Raw genomic sequence first — 16,707 nt, 5'->3', positions numbered from 1 at the left:
AGTCCGGGGGAGGGTGGGCGGTCCCGTGTTCGAAGGCTTACGATCCTCTGTTGTGTCCAAACTGACCGACGTGCCCAAACGAATTCTGATCGGGCGCGCACTGCGCAGTGATCGGCTCGGGGAAACGCTCCTGCCGAAGCGCATCGCCCTACCCGTCTTCGCTTCCGACCCGCTGTCCTCCGTGGCCTACGCGCCCGGGGAGGTGCTGCTGGTCCTGTCCATCGCGGGCGTGTCGGCCTACCACTTCAGCCCGTGGATCGCCCTCGCGGTCGTCGTGCTGATGTTCACGGTGGTCGCCTCCTACCGACAGAACGTCCACGCCTACCCCAGTGGCGGTGGCGACTACGAGGTGGCCACCACCAACCTCGGCCCCAAGGCCGGTCTGACCGTCGCGAGCGCACTGCTCGTCGACTACGTCCTCACCGTCGCCGTGTCCATCGCCTCAGGCATCGAGAACCTCGGCTCCGCGATCCCGTTCGTCGTCGAGCACAAGGTGGCCTGCGCGGTCGCCGTGATCGTGCTGCTGACGCTGATGAACCTGCGCGGCGTCAGGGAGTCCGGCAAGCTCTTCGCGATCCCGACGTACGTGTTCGTCGCGGGCGTCTTCATCATGATCGCCTGGGGCGCCTTCCGGGGCCTCGTGCTGGACGACCAGATGCGGGCGCCGACCGCCGAGTACACGATCAAGGCCGAGCACCAGGGCCTGGCCGGTTTCGCCCTCGTCTTCCTGATGCTGCGCGCCTTCTCGTCCGGCTGCGCCGCGCTCACCGGCGTCGAGGCGATCTCCAACGGCGTCCCGGCGTTCCGCAAGCCCAAGTCGAAGAACGCGGCGTCCACGCTCGCGGCGATGGGGCTGCTGGCCGTCACCATGTTCTGCGGGATCATCGTCCTGGCCCTGGTGACCAAGGTCCGGATGGCCGAGAACCCGGCCGTCGACCTGCTGAAGGACGGTGTCGCCGTCGGCTCCGGATACGTCCAGAACCCGGTCATCACCCAGGTCGCCGAGGCCGTCTTCGGCAAGGGCAGCTTCTTCTTCCTCGTGCTCGCCGCCGCCACGGCCCTGGTGCTGTTCCTGGCCGCCAACACCGCCTACAACGGCTTCCCGGTGCTCGGCTCGATCCTCGCCCAGGACCGCTACCTCCCCCGCCAGCTGCACACCCGCGGCGACCGCCTCGCGTTCTCCAACGGCATCGTGCTGCTCGCCGGCGCGGCCACCCTGCTGGTCGTCATCTACGGCGCCGACTCCACCCGGCTGATCCAGCTGTACATCGTCGGCGTGTTCGTGTCCTTCACGCTCAGCCAGACCGGCATGGTCCGGCACTGGAACCGCCTCCTGGCGACCGAGACCGACCAGGCCAAGCGCCGTCACATGGTCCGCTCGCGCGCGATCAACACCTTCGGCGCCTTCTTCACCGGCCTGGTCCTGGTCGTCGTCCTCGTCACCAAGTTCACGCACGGCGCGTGGGTCGCCCTGCTCGGCATGGTGATCTTCTACGGGACGATGACCGCGATCCGCCGCCACTACGACGGCGTCGCCGCGGAACTCGTCGCCCCCGAGGGCCCCAGTGACGACAGCGTCCGCCCCTCGCGGGTCCACTCGGTGCTGCTGATCTCCAAGATCCACCGCCCGACGCTGCGCGCCCTCGCCTACGCCAAGCTGATGCGCTCCGACACCCTGGAGGCGCTCACCGTCAACGTCGACCCGGCCGAGACGAAGCTGCTGCGCGAGGAGTGGGAACGGCGCGGGATCGACGTACCGCTGAAGGTGCTGGACTCGCCGTACCGCGAGGTCACGCGGCCGGTCATCGAGTACGTCAAGAACCTGCGCCGGGAGTCGCCGCGCGACGCGGTGTCGGTGATCATCCCCGAGTACGTGGTCGGCCACTGGTACGAGCACCTGCTGCACAACCAGAGCGCGCTGCGGCTGAAGGGCCGGCTGCTGTTCACACCCGGCGTCATGGTCACGTCCGTCCCGTACCAGTTGCAGTCCTCCGAGGCGGCCAAGAAGCGGGCCGGCAAGCGCCAGGAGTGGAACGCCCCGGGTGCGGTGCGGCGCGGCCCCGCGCAGCAGGGACACCCGAAGGAGCCGACGGGCACGGACGCCAAGAGCTGACCCGCGCTCCGAGCTCAAGCTCCACGCTCCGCGTTCCGCTCGCGGGGCATCGGGCTCCGGCTTGTGGTGAACGGTCGGACGACAGCCACGTAGACTGGTGGGCTGTTGTCCGGCCGTTCCTCGTTCGACGTTGTGGAGTCACCCCGCCATGCAGGCAGAACCGAAGAAGTCGCAGGCGGAAGCGCAGGCGGTATCGCTGGTGGGCGAGGAGTACGAGGTCGAGATCGGCCCCGTCGCCCACGGCGGCCACTGCATCGCCCGCACCGACTCCGGCCAGGTGCTGTTCGTCCGGCACGCGCTGCCCGGCGAGCGGGTCGTGGCCCGGGTGACCGACGGCGAGGAGGGCGCCCGTTTCCTGCGCGCGGACGCGGTGCGCGTGCTGGACGCCTCCAAGGACCGGGTCGAGGCGCCCTGTCCGTACGCCGGGCCCGGCCGCTGCGGCGGCTGCGACTGGCAGCACGCCAAGCCCGGCGCCCAGCGCCGGCTCAAGGGCGAGGTGATCGCCGAGCAGCTGCTGCGGCTCGCGGGCCTCACGCCCGAGGAGGCCGGCTGGGACGGCACCGTGATGCCGGCCGAGGGCGACAAGCTGCCGCCGGGCCAGGTCCCGCAGTGGCGCACGCGCGTGCAGTACGCGGTCGACGCCGAGACCGGGCGGGCGGGCCTGCGCAGGCACCGTTCGCACGAGGTCGAGCCGATCGACCACTGCATGATCGCCGCGGAGGGCGTCAGCGAGCTCGGCATCGAGAAGCGCGACTGGAGCGGCATGGCCTCCGTCGACGCGATCGCGGCGACGGGCTCGCAGGACCGCCAGGTGATCCTGGAGCCGCTGCCGGGCGCGCGACTGCCGCTGGTGGAGCTGGACCGGCCGGTGTCCGTGATGAGGGTCGAGGAGAAGGACGGCGGGATCCACCGAGTCCACGGCCGCCCCTTCGTGCGCGAGCGCGCCGACGGCCGTACCCACCGGGTCGGCAGCGGCGGCTTCTGGCAGGTCCACCCGAAGGCCGCGGACACGCTGGTGACGGCGGTCATGCAGGGCCTGCTGCCGCGCAAGGGCGACATGGCGCTGGACCTCTACTGCGGTGTCGGCCTGTTCGCGGGCGCCCTCGCCGACCGCCTCGGCGAGAAGGGCGCGGTCCTCGGCATCGAGTCCGGCAAGCGCGCGGTCGAGGACGCCCGGCACAACCTCGCGGACTTCGACCGGGTCCGCATCGAGCAGGGCAAGGTCGACGTGGTCCTCCCGCGTACCGGCATCACCGAGGTCGACCTGATCGTCCTGGACCCGCCGCGCGCCGGGGCCGGCAAGAAGACGGTCGAACACATGGCGTCACTCGGGGCGCGCAAGATCGCGTACGTCGCCTGCGATCCGGCGGCACTGGCACGGGATCTGGGGTACTTCCGGGCCGGGGGGTATCGGGTCCGGTCGTTGCGGGCGTTCGATCTGTTTCCGATGACGCATCATGTGGAGTGCGTGGCGATTCTGGAGCCTGCTCGGAAGTCTGCCTGATCTGCAGATCCTCTGTTCCGGGTCGGCTCTCGACCTGTTTTGCCGTGTCCAACAGGTCGGACGGCAGCTCAGTACCTCACCTGCGGTTTTCCGCTGCCGAGACTCGTGTCGGGGTGAAGGAGAGTCAACTTGCTCCGCGACGCCGTTGCGGAACTTCGCGCAGGGCCGGGCCGTGCAGGTGGCCGTAGCCCGCAGGCCGGAGACGTTCGCCCGGCTCCGTGGCCCAAAGGCCCGTGCGGCGAGGGTTGCCGGCCTGGACGAGGCACGGACGGTCGCCGCGGAGAAGCAGCCGCATCCGTCGTGGTGCGGCGGTCGACGGGACCCTTGCGGTCCGGAGCCACGCGCTGGACGTCGAACGGGTGGGCACTCACGTCCGCCCGGACGGCCGGCGTGCAGTAGATTCCCCGCTGGGCCAGGTCGGCCGCAGGTGGGCGTTGGTGCCGTAGGCCACATCAGCCACGACCACGGGCGGGCTGATGCCCCAGCCGGCCAGGGTGTCGAGCATGTCCAGAGCCGGCCGCCACTGCAGCGGGCAGGAGGCGGTGTCACCGGCGGCGTGGACGCTGACCACGACCTGGCAGTCGGCACGTTCGCCCAGGGCTTCGCAGTGCTGCGGAGCCACCCCGGCCGACATCCGGCCGTCCTTGGGTACGGACACGTCGTCGATCACCCAGGCCGCCGCTTCGGCCAGCGGCAGCATGCGCTCACGGATCCGCCGCTGCACCGGCATCGGGTCCCAGGTGGACAGCCCGGGCGTCACGGGCGGCGGCTACATCGACGACATCAACTGGGCGTTGGCCAAGAACGATCCGGACAGTGTGTTCGCGCCAGGCAGGAATCCGGACGGGCACATCGACTTCGCGGACACCGTGGACGGGAACGGGCGGAGCGTCGTCCGGGGCTTCCTCACGGAAAGATTGACGACGAGGTCGCTGCCAGGGCCAAGGGCGACTGCGCGCGTGGGCGCCGAGGTGCAGGGCATGCTCGACCAGTCCCGGACCGACCAGGTGGAGGCGACGAACCTCAAGACCCACGAGGACTACGAGAAGGCGGTCGTCGAGCGGGCGGGCTGGGTCGAGTTCGGGGCCGCGGCGGGCATCGCGGCGGGCATCGCGGCGGGCATCGCGGCGGGCGTCGCCTTCCTGCCCGCGACGGCGGCCGTGGGCACGGCTGCGGTACTCATCCCACTGGCGACCCACACCGCCAGTGGTGCTGCCGAACAGGGCATCGGCCAGATGGTCGGCGACATCTCCGACAACTCGGTGGACGAGCACAAGGAGAAGATGGAGGACCTCACCGACGTGGAGAAGAAGACGATCTATCCGGTGAGAGCATGGCCGAGGCCCTGAGGGAAGAGTTCCTGTCGCATCACGGTGTGGGTGAGAACGACCTGTTCAGGCAGGACCTGGTGGAATCGATGCTGATCGGCCACGGGGTCGGCAACGACCGGGAGAACCAGCAGGGCAACGACCCGGAGACCGGCTGCGGCCAGTGGACGGCCGAGGACACGTAAGGATTCGGACAGTGATCAGTCGTAGGTCGGTACGCGGGGGACTTCTCTCCGCGGCCGTGGCCGGCTCGTTGTTTCTCGGTGCCACGGGTTGTGGAGGGGACGGGGAGGAGGACGGACTTCCGGACGACTACAAGGTCGTTGCGGGGACACAACTCTGCGGTGGCGACGCCATGTCCGCCGACGCGGCCAAGGCACTGAAGGTGATCACGGGGTCGTCGCGGTTCGAGGCGTCGGCAGAGAAGTACACCATGGCGCAGGCCGCGACGGACCTTGTCGCGGCGTTCCCACCCACCGTGACCGAGGACGCCTGCCGTGTCTACACGCCCCTCGACACGCCGCATTTTGAGCTCAGAATCACCTGGACGCTGGACGACAGCGCCCCGACGGGCCCCTCGGCCCCGGAATTCACCGAGCTGAAGATGGGGGAGCTGGCCGTGACGGCGGCGGACAAGGCGTACGTCTTTTTCGCATGCCGGAGTCCCAAGTACTACGACCCGACGAGTCCGGCCCACATTGTCATCGGCGTGAGGCGCGGAGGCATGCCCACGGAGCCCGAGGGCGACGTAGAGGCGTTGAAGGACGCCTACGCGACCGTCGCCCACTCCGTCTCACTGGCCATGGCCAAGGAACTGCGCTGCGAGAAGAACGGCGGGCTCCCCGCGAAGCCCGTGCTGGATCCCGCGTAGCCGCTGACGTACGCGGGTACGGCCATGGTCAAGGGGCCTTCCCGTCCGCAGGAGGGGCCGCCTGCTGTATGCGGTGCGCCACGGACGAGCGGTGCACGGACCTCGTCTCCAGGGCGCGCCCCCGGGAGGCGAATGACGCGTGGTGGGAGTTCGACCCACGAATGTCCGCCGCGGTTCGCGGTGCGTGGTCGCGCCCCAGGATCCGGAGGCGCCGGCCGGTGTGCCCACTCACCGCGAACGCTCGCTCGCCTCATCACTTTGCGGTGAGCTTGACGCGCAACCCCAGGATCAGTAGTTCCAGTGCGGTCTCGAAGCTGCGGTCCATGGGCCGGTCCCTGCCGGAGTCCCAGCGGACCAGGAACGCGTTGTTCTCCAGCAGACCGAGGTTGCGGGTCAGGGCCGGGAAGGCATTCGGGTTCACCGTCCGTAGCTGGGCCGCGTATTCCTTCTGCCAGCCCTCCTCCACGTCCGCCGGCACGCTGGAGAGCTCAAGGGTGACCCAGCCGAGCACGAACCCGACCACCGCGTTGTACACCTCGACCAGGTCCCGACCCGAGAAGCCCGCTCGCTCCAGCACGCCCACCACGCGCTCCGCGAACGGAACCGCGGTGGTGCTCACCACCAACTGCGAGCCCAGGATCGGGGCGAGGTTGGGGTGCCGGTGCATCGCCTGGCGACACAGCCGAGCGACCTCGGCCAGCCACTCGTCCCAGGCCATGCCGTGGTCGGGGGGGAGCACAATGTCCTCCAGCACCCGTGCCGAGACGGCCGCCACGAGCTGTGCTTTGGTGCCGGTGTGCCAGTACAGCGCCGTGGGGTAGACCCCCATTTCCGTGGCGAGTGCCCGCATGGTGAGCGCGTCCAAGCCGTGCAGGTCCACATAGCGCAGAGCCGCGTCGATCACCTCCGCGCGCGACAGCGGATTGCGGGCCGCCTGCCTGCCGCGGCGACGGCCGCTGCTCTCGCCCATTCGGGTCCCTCTCTCCACGGTTGCTGCGAACGGAGACACGTTAGCCCGCTGGCTCAGGTCAGGAGCACAGCAGGCGGGCCGGGTTCGCCGTCGTGATGTGGTCGAACTCGCCCGCGTCGAGTCCGGCCGCCAGCAGCTGCTCGCGAAATCGGGTGTGGACGAACCCGTACCCTCCCCCACCGTGGGCGCGGAGCTGGGAGACCAGGCATACGTCGTGGGAGAGCAGGATGTTGTCGATGTACCCGGCCCTCACCAGATCCAGCACCATCCGTACACGGTGGCGCACCTCGCCGGTGTGGGCGGTGTTGATCGTGTCGATGCCGACGTACGCGCCGCGGCGGGCGATCTGTTCGGCGTAGCCGGGGGCGGTCACCGTGTCGCAGTGGCCGATGGCGACGCGCGCCGGGTCGGCTCCCTCGGAGGTGAGCAGGTCCAACTGCGGCAGGCCGACCGGCCAGCGGGCCGCGTGGGTGTGAATGGCCGCTCCGGTCGCCCGCTGAGCACGGGCGGCCGCGCGCAGCGAGCGCTCCTCGGCCGCGGAGATGTACCACTTGTCGCAGCCCACCTCGCCGATGATCCCGGCACGGACTCCCCCGGTGCCGGGGAAGCCCTCGGTGAGGTCGCGGACGATCTCCTCGGCGATGGCGTCGGCTCCGTGACGGTCGAACCAGTCCCGGTCCAGGAACGGGTCGCGGTAGTGCCCTGTGCCGAGCACCACGTGCAGTCCGGTGGCTTCGGCGACCCTTTGTACGGCGAGGACGTTGGCCGGGTCCCGGCTGGCACCGGGCGGGGGCGGCGCGGCCCCCGCGTCCGGGGCGGCGCCGGGGGTCAGCTCGGCGGTGGTCAGGTCGACGACGGTGGCTCCACCGAGCCCCGTGAAGACGTTCAACTCCTCGGTGACGACGGCCTCGTCGGCGATGAGCCCGTCGCCGCGCCGCTCCCGCATCAGGTTGATGAACAGGTGCTCGTGCGGCAGCACCGTGCCCAGTTCCTGGCGGGCGACCGGGCCGCGGGCGGTGGACACCGTGCTGGTCATACGGTCCTTCCGGGGACGGTGAGAAGACGGGCCGGGGTGGTCCGGGTGATCCTGCCGATGTCCTCGGGACCGATGCCGCGCGCCAGCATCAGCGGCAGTACGCGGCGCAGGATGTGAGCGTAGCCTTCGCCGCCGTAGCGGGTCAGCTGGGAGCGGCGGCAGATGTCCTCGGCGATGGTGATCCGGTCGCCGTGCCCGGCCGCGATGAGCGCGGCGATGTGGCGGACCCGCATGCCGTCGTTCGGCAGATCGACCGTGGGATCGGGCGGGTAGTAGCTGGACTCGGTCCCGAAGAGGTCAAATTCGAGTACGCAGCCGGTGTCGGCGAGAGCGAGCATCTCGTCGGGCTCGAAGAGCGTGCGGTCCACATGGCACAGGACGGTTCGCGTGGGGTCCGCGCCCGCCTCAACGGCTTGGCGCAGGTGCAGCAGTGGGGCCTCGGGGTGCCGTCCGGGGTGGATCAGCAAGGCGGCACCGGTCGCCGCCTGCGCCTGGGCGGCCGCTTGGAGCACCTTCACCTCGTCCGGGTGCGCGGGCCATGACATGCCGATCTCACCGATGACACCGGCGCGGATGCCGGTGTCATCGGCGCCCTGCTCGATGTCACCGGTGATCTGCCGAGTGATGGCATCGCGTGAGAGGGAGGCGACCTGGGGCGGGTGGAACGTGGCGACGTAGTAGCCGCTGCCCATCACCACGTGGACACCGGTGCGGCGGGAGATCTCGCGCAGCCCGGCCGGGTCGCGGCCCAGGCCCACCGGAGTGGCGTCCACGACGGTGCCGCCGCCGGCCTCGCGGTAGCGGGCCAGTTCGTCGACGGCGGTGTCCACCTCGTCCAGCACCATGTCCCGCCGGTTGTTCCGGTCCACTCGCGTGGCGAAGTAGTTGGCGGGGGCGAGGGGTTCGTCGACGGCGTCGTTCGGTGCGTAGCGGCTGAGATCGGCGAGCAGGTGTTCGTGCGGCTGGACATGGCCGAGCCGGTCGGGAGCGACCGGCCCGAGCACGGTGTGGACGACGCCGCTCATGCGCCGAGTTCCGACTTGTGGGTTTCCCGGGTCAACAGGACGGCCAGCGCGGTCACGGCACATGTGCCCGCCATGAACCAGGACACGTACAGGGCGTTCGGCGCTCCGCCTCCCGCCGCCAGCAGGCTGGTCGCGGCGATCGGAGCCAGTGCGCCGCCTGCCACGGAGGCGATCTGGTAGCCCAGGGAGGCGCCGGTATAGCGCGTTTCGGTACCGAACAGCTCGGCCAGGAAGGCGCCCATCGGCCCGTACATCAGGGAGTGCAGGCCCAGCGCCAGCGCGTAGCCCAGGAGGAACAGCCCGGTGGAGTGCGCGTTCACCAGCGGGAAGAGCAGGAAGGAGTTGAGGCCGAGCAGCACCGCGCCGGCGAAGTAGACCGGGCGGCGCCCCACCCGGTCGGACAGCGCGGCGGCCAGCGGCAGACAGACCAGCGAGACCGCCGAGGCGACCATGAGGCCGTTCAGGGCGGTGTCGCGACTGTGCCCGACCTGGGTGGCGTACGAGATCACAAAGGTGATCAGCACAGAGTTGGCCGCGAACGGGCCGAACCCGATGAGCGAGGCCAGCAGCAGGTCCTTGGGCTGCGTGCGCAGCAGTTCGACGATCGGCGGGCGGGTCCGCTCGCCCCGTTCGCGCTTCGCTGCCAGCTCGGACTGTGCGGCCTCGAAGGCCGGGGTCTCGGACACGCCGAGGCGGATCCACAGCCCCACGGTGGCCAGGACGACGGTCATCAGGAATGGCACTCGCCAGCCCCAGGACATGAAGGCCGACTCGGGCAGCCTGTTGGCCAGCGAGAAGACGAAGGTCGACAGCAGCAGGCCGGTGGGCGCGCCCATCTGCGCCACGCTGCTCCACAGCCCGCGCCGCCCCTTGCCGGAATGCTCGACGGTCATCAGTACCGCGCCGCCCCACTCGCCGCCGACGGCGACTCCCTGCACGAGGCGCAGCAGCACCAAGAGGGCGGGGGCCCAGATGCCGATGGTGTTGTGCGTGGGCAGCAGCCCGATCAGGGTGCTTGCCGCACCCATCAGCAAGATGCTCGTCACCAGCATGCTCTTGCGGCCGAGGCGGTCGCCGAAGTGTCCGAAGAGGATGCCGCCGAGCGGGCGGGCTCCGTAACCGACGGCCAGTGTTCCGAACGAGGCGAGTGTGCCGGCGGCCGAGCTGAGCTCGGGGAAGAAGAGCTTGTTGAACACGAGCGCGGAGGCCGTGCCGTACAGCAGGAAGTCGTACCACTCCATGACGCTGCCGAGGTATGCCGAGATCAGCACCCGGCGTGAGCCGGCGGGCGGGAGCTCTTTCTCGGGGCGCGCGGGGGAGGGTTTGTTCGGGGAGGGGGAGGTTGCCGTCATGAGGACTCCGGGGGCATCGAAGCAGCGGGGACGGACAGCCGCGGAGAGCTGTACGTTGGACAGCGTTACTTGTCCGACGTACAACGGTCAATAGGTCGACGCGCGGCGCAACGCCGCGTAACGCATCCGCAACACCGCGACACCTCCGTGGAGCCCGACGTGGGCACCGGCCTTTCTCTTGTCCCGCGTACAATGCATACTGGCCGATGTACATGAACGAGGTCGCTCCTTTCCTCACCCCCACCCGATCCAGGAGTCCAGCATGCGCCCAGCCACCTCGCCGCCCCGTACGGCCATGCGGCCCGACGGCAGCCGACTGATCAAGTTCTCCTTCGGTGAGGAGCTGCCGTTCGTCAGCCACGGGCGGGGGGTGTTCGTCCACGACACCGATGGACGCAGGTACCTCGACGGGTGTTCCGGGGCGGTGACCGCGAACCTGGGGCATGCCGACCCGGAGATCCTGCGGACCATGAGCGAGCAGGCCGAGCGGATCACCTTCGCGCACCGCGGCTCGTTCCACAGCGAGCAGTCGGAGCGCCTGGCCGACCGGCTCAGCGAGATGACCGGCTATCCGTACGTCTTCCTGTGCAACAGCGGATCCGAGGCGGTGGAAACCGCGCTGCGGCTGACCCTGCAGTACTGGCGGGAGCGGGGCGAGCCCGAGCGGGCCAGGTTCGTCTCCCATGCGGTGAGCTACCACGGCGCCACCCTCGGCGGGCTGTCGCTGTCCGGCCACCCGCAGCGCCGCTGGGCCGCCGAAGCGCTGCTGCACGGGTTCGACGAACTCACTCCGCCCTATGCCTACCGGTTCGCCGAGGGCCGCGACGACGCGTCGTTCACCGCGCTGCTGAGCGAGCGAGCGGCCCACGTGCTGGACTCCCACGGCTCCGCCGCGGCCGGCGTGGTGGTCGAACCCGTCGGCGGCGCGGCAGGCGGCGCCATCACACCGCCCGACGGCTACCTGCCCGCGCTGGCCGGCCTGTGCCACGAACGCGGGCTGCCGCTGATCGCCGACGAGATCATGACCGGCATGGGCCGCACCGGCACCATGCTGGCTGCGCAGCACTGGGACGTGCACCCCGACATGGTGGTCCTCGGCAAGGGGATGGGCGCCGGATACGCACCCGTGTCGGCGGTGCTGGTCGGCCGGCACCTCATCGACACCATCGCCGCCGGGACCGCGTCCGTCACCAACGGGCACACCTACGGCGGCAACCCGCTCGGCAGTGCCGTGGCCCTGGCCGTCCTGGACGCCATCGAGTCCAGGGATCTGGTGGCGAACGCCGCGGCGCGCGGCAAGCAGCTGCGCGCCGGCCTGGAAGAACTTGCCGAACGGCACGAGGTCATAGGAGAGGTCCGCGGCCTCGGCCTGCTCCAGGGACTGGAGCTGGTCAGCGACCGCGCGACCCGCAGCCCCGGCGAGCCCGTCGGCTCCCTCACGCGTGCCGCCGTGCTGGCCGCCCGCGACGCCGGACTGCTCGTCTACCCGGCGACCGGCGGGATCAACGACGCGATCCTCGTCGCCCCGCCGCTCACCGTCACCGCCCAGGAGACCGATCTGCTGCTCGAACTCCTCGACGCCGCCCTGACCGAGCTGAAGAAGAAGCCGAGCGGGAAGCCGAGCCCCACCGCATGACGACACTGCCTGCCGACCGTCCGAGCCCGACCCGCGACTCCGCAGTGCTGGAGGCGCTGCTCGCCGAGTACCGGGCCCGTACCCCGGGGTCGGCGACCGCCTTCCAGCGGGCCGTCGCGGCGCTGCCCGGCGGCGAGACCCGGTTCGTCACCTACTTCCCGCCGTACCCGGTCATCCTTGCCGAGGGCCACGGCTCGCGGCTGCTCGACGTCGACGGCGTCGAGTACCTGGACCTGGTCAACAACTACACCTCGCTCGTCCACGGCAACGCGTATCCACCGGCCATGACGGCCGCCGCGGCGGTACTGGCATCAGGCGCGGTCTTCCCCAGCCCGCACGAACTGCAGCTGGAACTCGCGGAGTTGCTCGTCGCCCGTATTCCGTCGGTGGAGCGGGTACGGTTCACCAACTCCGGGACCGAGGCGTCGGTGCTCGCCGCGCGGCTCGCCCAGCGCGCCACCGGGCGCAGCCGACTGCTGCTGTTCGACGGCGCCTACCATGGCAGCGCGCCCCCGCTGCTGGCCGACGGCCCCGATGTCGTCACCGTCCCCTACAACGACCTCGACGCCGTACGAGAGGCGCTCACCGAGGACATCGCCGCGGTGTTCGCCGAGCCCTTCCTCGGCGCCGGCGGAGTGATCCCGGGCCGGCCGGAATTCCTGCGGGCCGTTGCCGAACTGGCCCGTGAGCGCGGGGCCCTGTTCGTCCTGGACGAGGTGCAGTCACTGCGCAACGCCGTCGGCGGCGAGCAGAACCGGCTCGGTCTGCGCCCGGACCTGACCGTGATGGGCAAGGTCATCGGTGGGGGCATGCCCATCGGCGCGATCGGCGGAAGCGAGGAGCTGCTGCGACTGACCGCGGCGACCACCGACCGCAACCTCGCGCACTCCGGCACCTTCAACGGCCACCTCACCGCCGCAGCCGCCGGTACCGTCACCCTCCGGCATCTCGACGCCCCCGCGATCGACCGCCTGAACCAGGCCGCACGCCGCCTCGCCGACGCCGTCACCGCCGCCGCGGCCGGGGCCGGAATCCCGGCCACAGTGACCCGCGCCGGATCCATCCTCAACGTCCACTTCACCCCGACCGTGCCGGTCGACGCCGAACAGGCCCGCGCGGCCACCGCCACCCCCCTGCTCAGCGCCCTGCACCTCGCGCTGCTCCTCGACGGGGTCTACACGACTCCGCGAGGAATGATCAATCTGTCGACCGCGCTGGACGCGGACGACCTCGACCGTGCCGCTCAGGCGTATGCCCACGCCTTCCAGCGGCTCGCAGACGCGGAGATCCCCACACCGTCCCGGTGATCCCCGTGCCGTTTCCCTGATCCGGCGACCCGGGGGCCCCAGATGACCAACGACCCTGCACCCTCAACCCCGCAGCGACCCAAGCCGGTCCTGTCCGTCTGCCAGCTCGACACGATCGTCATCGGCGGCGTCATCGGCGTCGGCCTGTTCGTCGGCAGCGGCACCGCGATCTCCGCGGCGGGCCCCACCATGCTGCTCGCCTGCATCGGCATCGGTGCGGTCATCTTCCTGATCAAGCGGATGCCCCAGGAGTCGGCCACCTGCAGCCCCGCTCCGGGTGGCCGGCGCGCAGGGCCCCTGCCTGTCCGACTCGCAGGCCCCGGCCGGCGCATGATCCTGAGGCCGGCCGGGCCCCCTTCGCAGGACCAGCCGCAGCCAGGCCACCCGCATCGCCCACAGCCGCGCCGCACAACCCGAAAGTGCTTCCACCGCATGGAAAACACACACGCCCGCCCCGGTCCGACGATCCGGAAGAGTGCTCTGTCCCGGCAGCAGCGAAGGCTGTTCGTGACCGGGTTCCACGCAGCCGCCGACTCGAGCCGGACGGATCAGCCCGGCCCGGCCGTGCCGGACCGCTCGGGGTGCTCTCCTTTCCGTCCGGCGAAGGAGGTCACCTCATGAACGAGCCGGAGATGCTACGCGAACCGGCTCCCGACGTGCTCCGCGCCACCGCGATCGGTGACTACCTCACCTGGCTGGAGCGCACCCGGGATCTTGCCTTCACCGGCTACCACGACCTGCACCACTGGTCGGTCACGGACCTCGAAGGCTTCTGGTCGTCGATCTGGGACCACTTCGACGTCCGTACGCACACCCCCTACGACCGGGTACTCGGCCGACGGGACATGCCCGGTGCCGAATGGTTTCCCGGCGCGACCCTCAACTACGCCGAACACGCCCTGCGGCCGGCAGGAGCCGCGCCCGACGCCGTGGCCGTGCTGGCGCGATCGCAGACCCGCGGGCCCATGGAGCTGACCTGGCGGCAGCTGGCCGACCAGGTCGCCCGCGCCCGGACTGGTCTGCGCCGCCTCGGTGTCGGCAGGGGCGACCGTGTCGTCGCCTACCTGCCGAACATCCCCGAAACCCTCGTGGCGTTCCTGGCGACCGCGAGCCTGGGCGCCGTCTGGGCAAGCTGCGCACCGGAATTCGGCGCCCGCGGCGTCATCGACCGGTTCTCGCAGATCGAGCCCACCATCCTTCTCGCCACAGCCGGATATCGCTACGGCGCGAAGGACATCGACCGACGCGACGAACTCGCCGCAATCCGCGCCGGCCTGCCCACCCTGCGCCACACCGTCCACGTACCGTACGGGCCCGGGGAACTCACCGACACGGTCGCCTGGGCGGACCTGCTCGCCGCACCCGCCGACCCCGGCTTCGACCCCGTCCCCTTCGCCCACCCGCTGTGCGTGCTGTTCTCGTCCGGCACCACGGGCAAACCCAAACCGATCGTCCACGGCCACGGCGGGATCCTGCTGGAACACCTGAAAAACCACTCCCTGAGCTGGGACCTGCGCCCCGGCGACCGCATCCTGTGGTTCACCACCACCGCGTGGATGATGTGGAACTCCCTGGTCTCCGGGCTGCTCGTGGGCGCCTCCGTCGTGATGATCGACGGCAACCCCCTCCACCCCGGCCTGGACTGGCAGTGGCAGCTGGCCGAGGAGACCGGCGCCACCCTCATGGGCGCCAGCCCCGGATTCCTGATGGCCTGCCGAAAAGAAGGCATGGCCCCGGCCAAGGACCACGACCTGTCCCGGCTGCGCCAGATCGGCGCCGCGGGAAGCCCCCTGCCACTCGAGGGATTCCGCTGGGTAGCCGAGCAGTTCGGCCCCGGCGTACTGCTCAACGTAGGCAGCGGCGGCACCGATGTGTGCACGGGAATCCTGCAGGGCAGCCCACTGCAGCCAGTCTGGGCAGGAGAGATCTCCGGCCCCTGCCTGGGCGTCGCCGCCACCGCCTACGACGAGCAGGCCCACGAGGTGACCGACGCGCTCGGCGAGCTGGTCATCACCCAGCCCATGCCCTCGATGCCCGTCGGCTTCTGGGGCGACGCCGACGGCTCCCGCTACCGGGACGCCTACTTCGACACCTATCCGGGCGTGTGGCGCCACGGCGACTGGGTGCGCTTCACCGCGGCGACGGGCAGCTGTACGGTGGCCGGACGCTCCGACGCCACCCTCAACCGCGGCGGGGTGCGCCTGGGCACTGCGGAGTTCTACCGCGTCGTCGAAGAACTGCCCGAAGTCGACGACAGCCTGGTCGTCCACCTGGAGGACCCCGTCGGCGGCGCCGGCGAACTGCTCCTGTTCGTCGCACTGCACAACGGCGCCGAGCTGGACCATGCCCTGAGAAAGCGGATCACGACAGCGCTGCGGAACGCCCTCTCCCCGCGCCATGTGCCCGACAGCATCATCCCTGTGCCGGTGATCCCCAGGAACCGCACCGGCAAGAAACTCGAACTGCCGGCGAAGAAGATCCTGCTGGGAGCCGCCCTGTCCGAAGTCGTCAGCCGCGACACCCTGGCCGAGCCGACATCGCTGGACACATTCACCGCCCTGGCCGCCCGGCGCCCCGCGCACTGACGTGACAGCACCACGACGGCCACCCGTACCGAGAGAACACACCATGGAACTCACCGCACTGGACGCCATCGACGTCCACGTCCACGTCGAACAGGACGCCCACGGCTGCTACTCACTCGACGACGAGCTCATGGACGCCTCGGCGTCCTACTTCAAATCCTCCGAGAACCGCACGCCCACCCTCGCCCATATCGCCGAGCACTACCGCGCCCGGCGCATGGCTGCAGTCGTGTTCACGGTCGACGCCACCGCCGCAACCGGCCATCCGGCCCTCTCCAGCGAGGAGATCGCCGACCAGGCCGCTGAACATGCCGACGTACTGATCCCCTTCGGGTCGGTCGATCCGCACGCCGGACAGGCCGCGATCGCCCGTGCCCGCCGACTCGTCACCGAACACGGCGTACGCGGCTTCAAGTTCCACCCCAGCCTGCAGGCATTCCAGCCCAACGACGTCCGCCACTACCCGCTCTACGAAACCCTCGCCGAACTCGGCGTCCCCGCCCTGTTCCACACCGGGCAGACAGGCATCGGCGCCGGCCTCCCCGGTGGGCGCGGCATCAAGCTGCGCTACTCCGACCCGATGCTCCTCGACGACGTCGCCGCCGACTTCCCCGACCTGACCATCGTCATGGCGCACCCCTCGGTGCCCTGGCAGGACGCCGCGATCTCCATCGCCACCCACAAGGCCAACGTCTACATCGATCTCTCGGGCTGGTCACCGAAGTACTTCCCGCCCCAGCTCGTACGCGCCGCCAACAGCTTCCTCAGGCACAAGGTGCTGTTCGGCTCGGACTTCCCCGTCATCACCCCCGACCGCTGGATGGCCGACTTCACCGAGCTGGAGATCAAAAACGACGTACGGCCCTTGATCCTCAAGGACAACGCGGCACGGATGCTGGGTCTGAAGTAGCCGCCGGCATCCCGCAACAACGCACCGTCGCTGCGGCCAAGACGAAGCGCACGGTCATCGACGCGACGCG

Annotated in this window: 13 protein-coding genes and 1 pseudogene; 9 read left to right on the top strand and 5 right to left on the bottom strand. The window is 70.3% G+C overall.

Annotation, left to right across the window (positions count from 1 at the left end; translation table 11 throughout):
* Nucleotides 1-52 precede the first annotated feature (52 nt).
* Both AB0J04_RS08045 and AB0J04_RS08040 read left to right on the top strand, forming a co-directional pair.
* Complete coding sequence (locus AB0J04_RS08045) at nucleotides 53-2,113, top strand: APC family permease (RefSeq protein ID WP_363167512.1); 2,061 nt, start codon at nucleotides 53-55, stop codon at nucleotides 2,111-2,113.
* 148 nt (nucleotides 2,114-2,261) lie between these two features.
* Nucleotides 2,262-3,617, top strand: a complete 1,356-nt coding sequence (locus tag AB0J04_RS08040) for a TRAM domain-containing protein (RefSeq protein WP_363167511.1) — start codon at nucleotides 2,262-2,264, stop codon at nucleotides 3,615-3,617.
* A 367-nt stretch (nucleotides 3,618-3,984) separates the two neighbouring features.
* Here AB0J04_RS08040 and AB0J04_RS08035 read toward each other — a convergent pair whose 3' ends face one another.
* Complete coding sequence (locus AB0J04_RS08035) at nucleotides 3,985-4,317, bottom strand: transposase (protein WP_363167575.1); 333 nt, start codon at nucleotides 4,315-4,317, stop codon at nucleotides 3,985-3,987.
* A 43-nt stretch (nucleotides 4,318-4,360) separates the two neighbouring features.
* Here AB0J04_RS08035 and AB0J04_RS08030 point away from each other — a divergent pair.
* Together AB0J04_RS08030 and AB0J04_RS08025 are read left to right on the top strand one after the other, a co-directional pair.
* Nucleotides 4,361-5,130 (top strand): annotated as a pseudogene (locus tag AB0J04_RS08030) (hypothetical protein); the annotation flags it as partial.
* A gap of 170 nt (nucleotides 5,131-5,300) precedes the next feature.
* The gene (locus tag AB0J04_RS08025; protein ID WP_363167510.1) at nucleotides 5,301-5,816 is read left to right on the top strand and encodes a hypothetical protein; all 516 of its coding nucleotides are present in this window, start codon (nucleotides 5,301-5,303) and stop codon (nucleotides 5,814-5,816) included.
* Nucleotides 5,817-6,069: 253 nt separating this feature from the next.
* Here AB0J04_RS08025 and AB0J04_RS08020 read toward each other — a convergent pair whose 3' ends face one another.
* Genes AB0J04_RS08020 through AB0J04_RS08005 form a run of 4 tightly spaced genes read right to left on the bottom strand, consistent with a single transcriptional unit; the run spans nucleotide 6,070 to nucleotide 10,199 of the window.
* A complete protein-coding gene (locus AB0J04_RS08020) occupies nucleotides 6,070-6,786 on the bottom strand; it encodes a TetR/AcrR family transcriptional regulator (protein ID WP_363167509.1) in 717 nt (238 codons plus the stop codon).
* Nucleotides 6,787-6,844: 58 nt separating this feature from the next.
* The gene (locus AB0J04_RS08015; RefSeq protein WP_363167508.1) at nucleotides 6,845-7,822 is read right to left on the bottom strand and encodes a hypothetical protein; all 978 of its coding nucleotides are present in this window, start codon (nucleotides 7,820-7,822) and stop codon (nucleotides 6,845-6,847) included.
* On the bottom strand, nucleotides 7,819-8,847 hold the full coding sequence (locus tag AB0J04_RS08010; RefSeq protein ID WP_363167507.1) for a hypothetical protein: 1,029 nt from the start codon (nucleotides 8,845-8,847) through the stop codon (nucleotides 7,819-7,821). The genes AB0J04_RS08015 and AB0J04_RS08010 overlap by 4 nt, the downstream gene beginning before the upstream one ends.
* Entirely contained in the window at nucleotides 8,844-10,199 is a 1,356-nt protein-coding gene (locus AB0J04_RS08005; RefSeq protein ID WP_363167506.1) for an MFS transporter, read from the bottom strand. The genes AB0J04_RS08010 and AB0J04_RS08005 overlap by 4 nt, the downstream gene beginning before the upstream one ends.
* 262 nt (nucleotides 10,200-10,461) lie before the next feature.
* On the opposite strand from AB0J04_RS08005, the gene AB0J04_RS08000 reads away from it, so the two are divergent.
* From AB0J04_RS08000 to couO, 5 genes are read left to right on the top strand one after another with little or no spacing between them, the layout of a single operon-like run.
* Nucleotides 10,462-11,835 (top strand): aminotransferase class III-fold pyridoxal phosphate-dependent enzyme, encoded by a 1,374-nt coding sequence (locus tag AB0J04_RS08000; RefSeq protein WP_363167505.1) that lies wholly within the window; start codon nucleotides 10,462-10,464, stop codon nucleotides 11,833-11,835.
* Nucleotides 11,832-13,142 (top strand): aminotransferase class III-fold pyridoxal phosphate-dependent enzyme, encoded by a 1,311-nt coding sequence (locus tag AB0J04_RS07995; RefSeq protein WP_363167504.1) that lies wholly within the window; start codon nucleotides 11,832-11,834, stop codon nucleotides 13,140-13,142. Before AB0J04_RS08000 ends, AB0J04_RS07995 begins: the two co-directional genes overlap by 4 nt.
* Before the next feature lie 42 nt (nucleotides 13,143-13,184).
* Nucleotides 13,185-13,763, top strand: a complete 579-nt coding sequence (locus AB0J04_RS07990) for a hypothetical protein (RefSeq protein ID WP_363167503.1) — start codon at nucleotides 13,185-13,187, stop codon at nucleotides 13,761-13,763.
* Nucleotides 13,760-15,727 carry an acetoacetate--CoA ligase gene (locus tag AB0J04_RS07985; RefSeq protein ID WP_363167502.1) on the top strand — a complete coding sequence of 656 codons (1,968 nt, stop codon included), beginning with the start codon at nucleotides 13,760-13,762 and terminating at the stop codon, nucleotides 15,725-15,727. Before AB0J04_RS07990 ends, AB0J04_RS07985 begins: the two co-directional genes overlap by 4 nt.
* A gap of 43 nt (nucleotides 15,728-15,770) precedes the next feature.
* Complete coding sequence (gene couO / locus AB0J04_RS07980; protein WP_363167501.1) at nucleotides 15,771-16,637, top strand: 4-hydroxyphenyl-beta-ketoacyl-CoA hydrolase; 867 nt, start codon at nucleotides 15,771-15,773, stop codon at nucleotides 16,635-16,637.
* The last annotated feature ends 70 nt before the right edge of the window (nucleotides 16,638-16,707 follow it).

Source organism: Streptomyces sp. NPDC050263 (assembly GCF_040655955.1).
In the GTDB taxonomy this organism is placed as follows: domain Bacteria; phylum Actinomycetota; class Actinomycetes; order Streptomycetales; family Streptomycetaceae; genus Streptomyces.
Note: the sequence above shows the minus strand (reverse complement) of the source record. Positions and strands in the feature narration are given on the sequence as shown.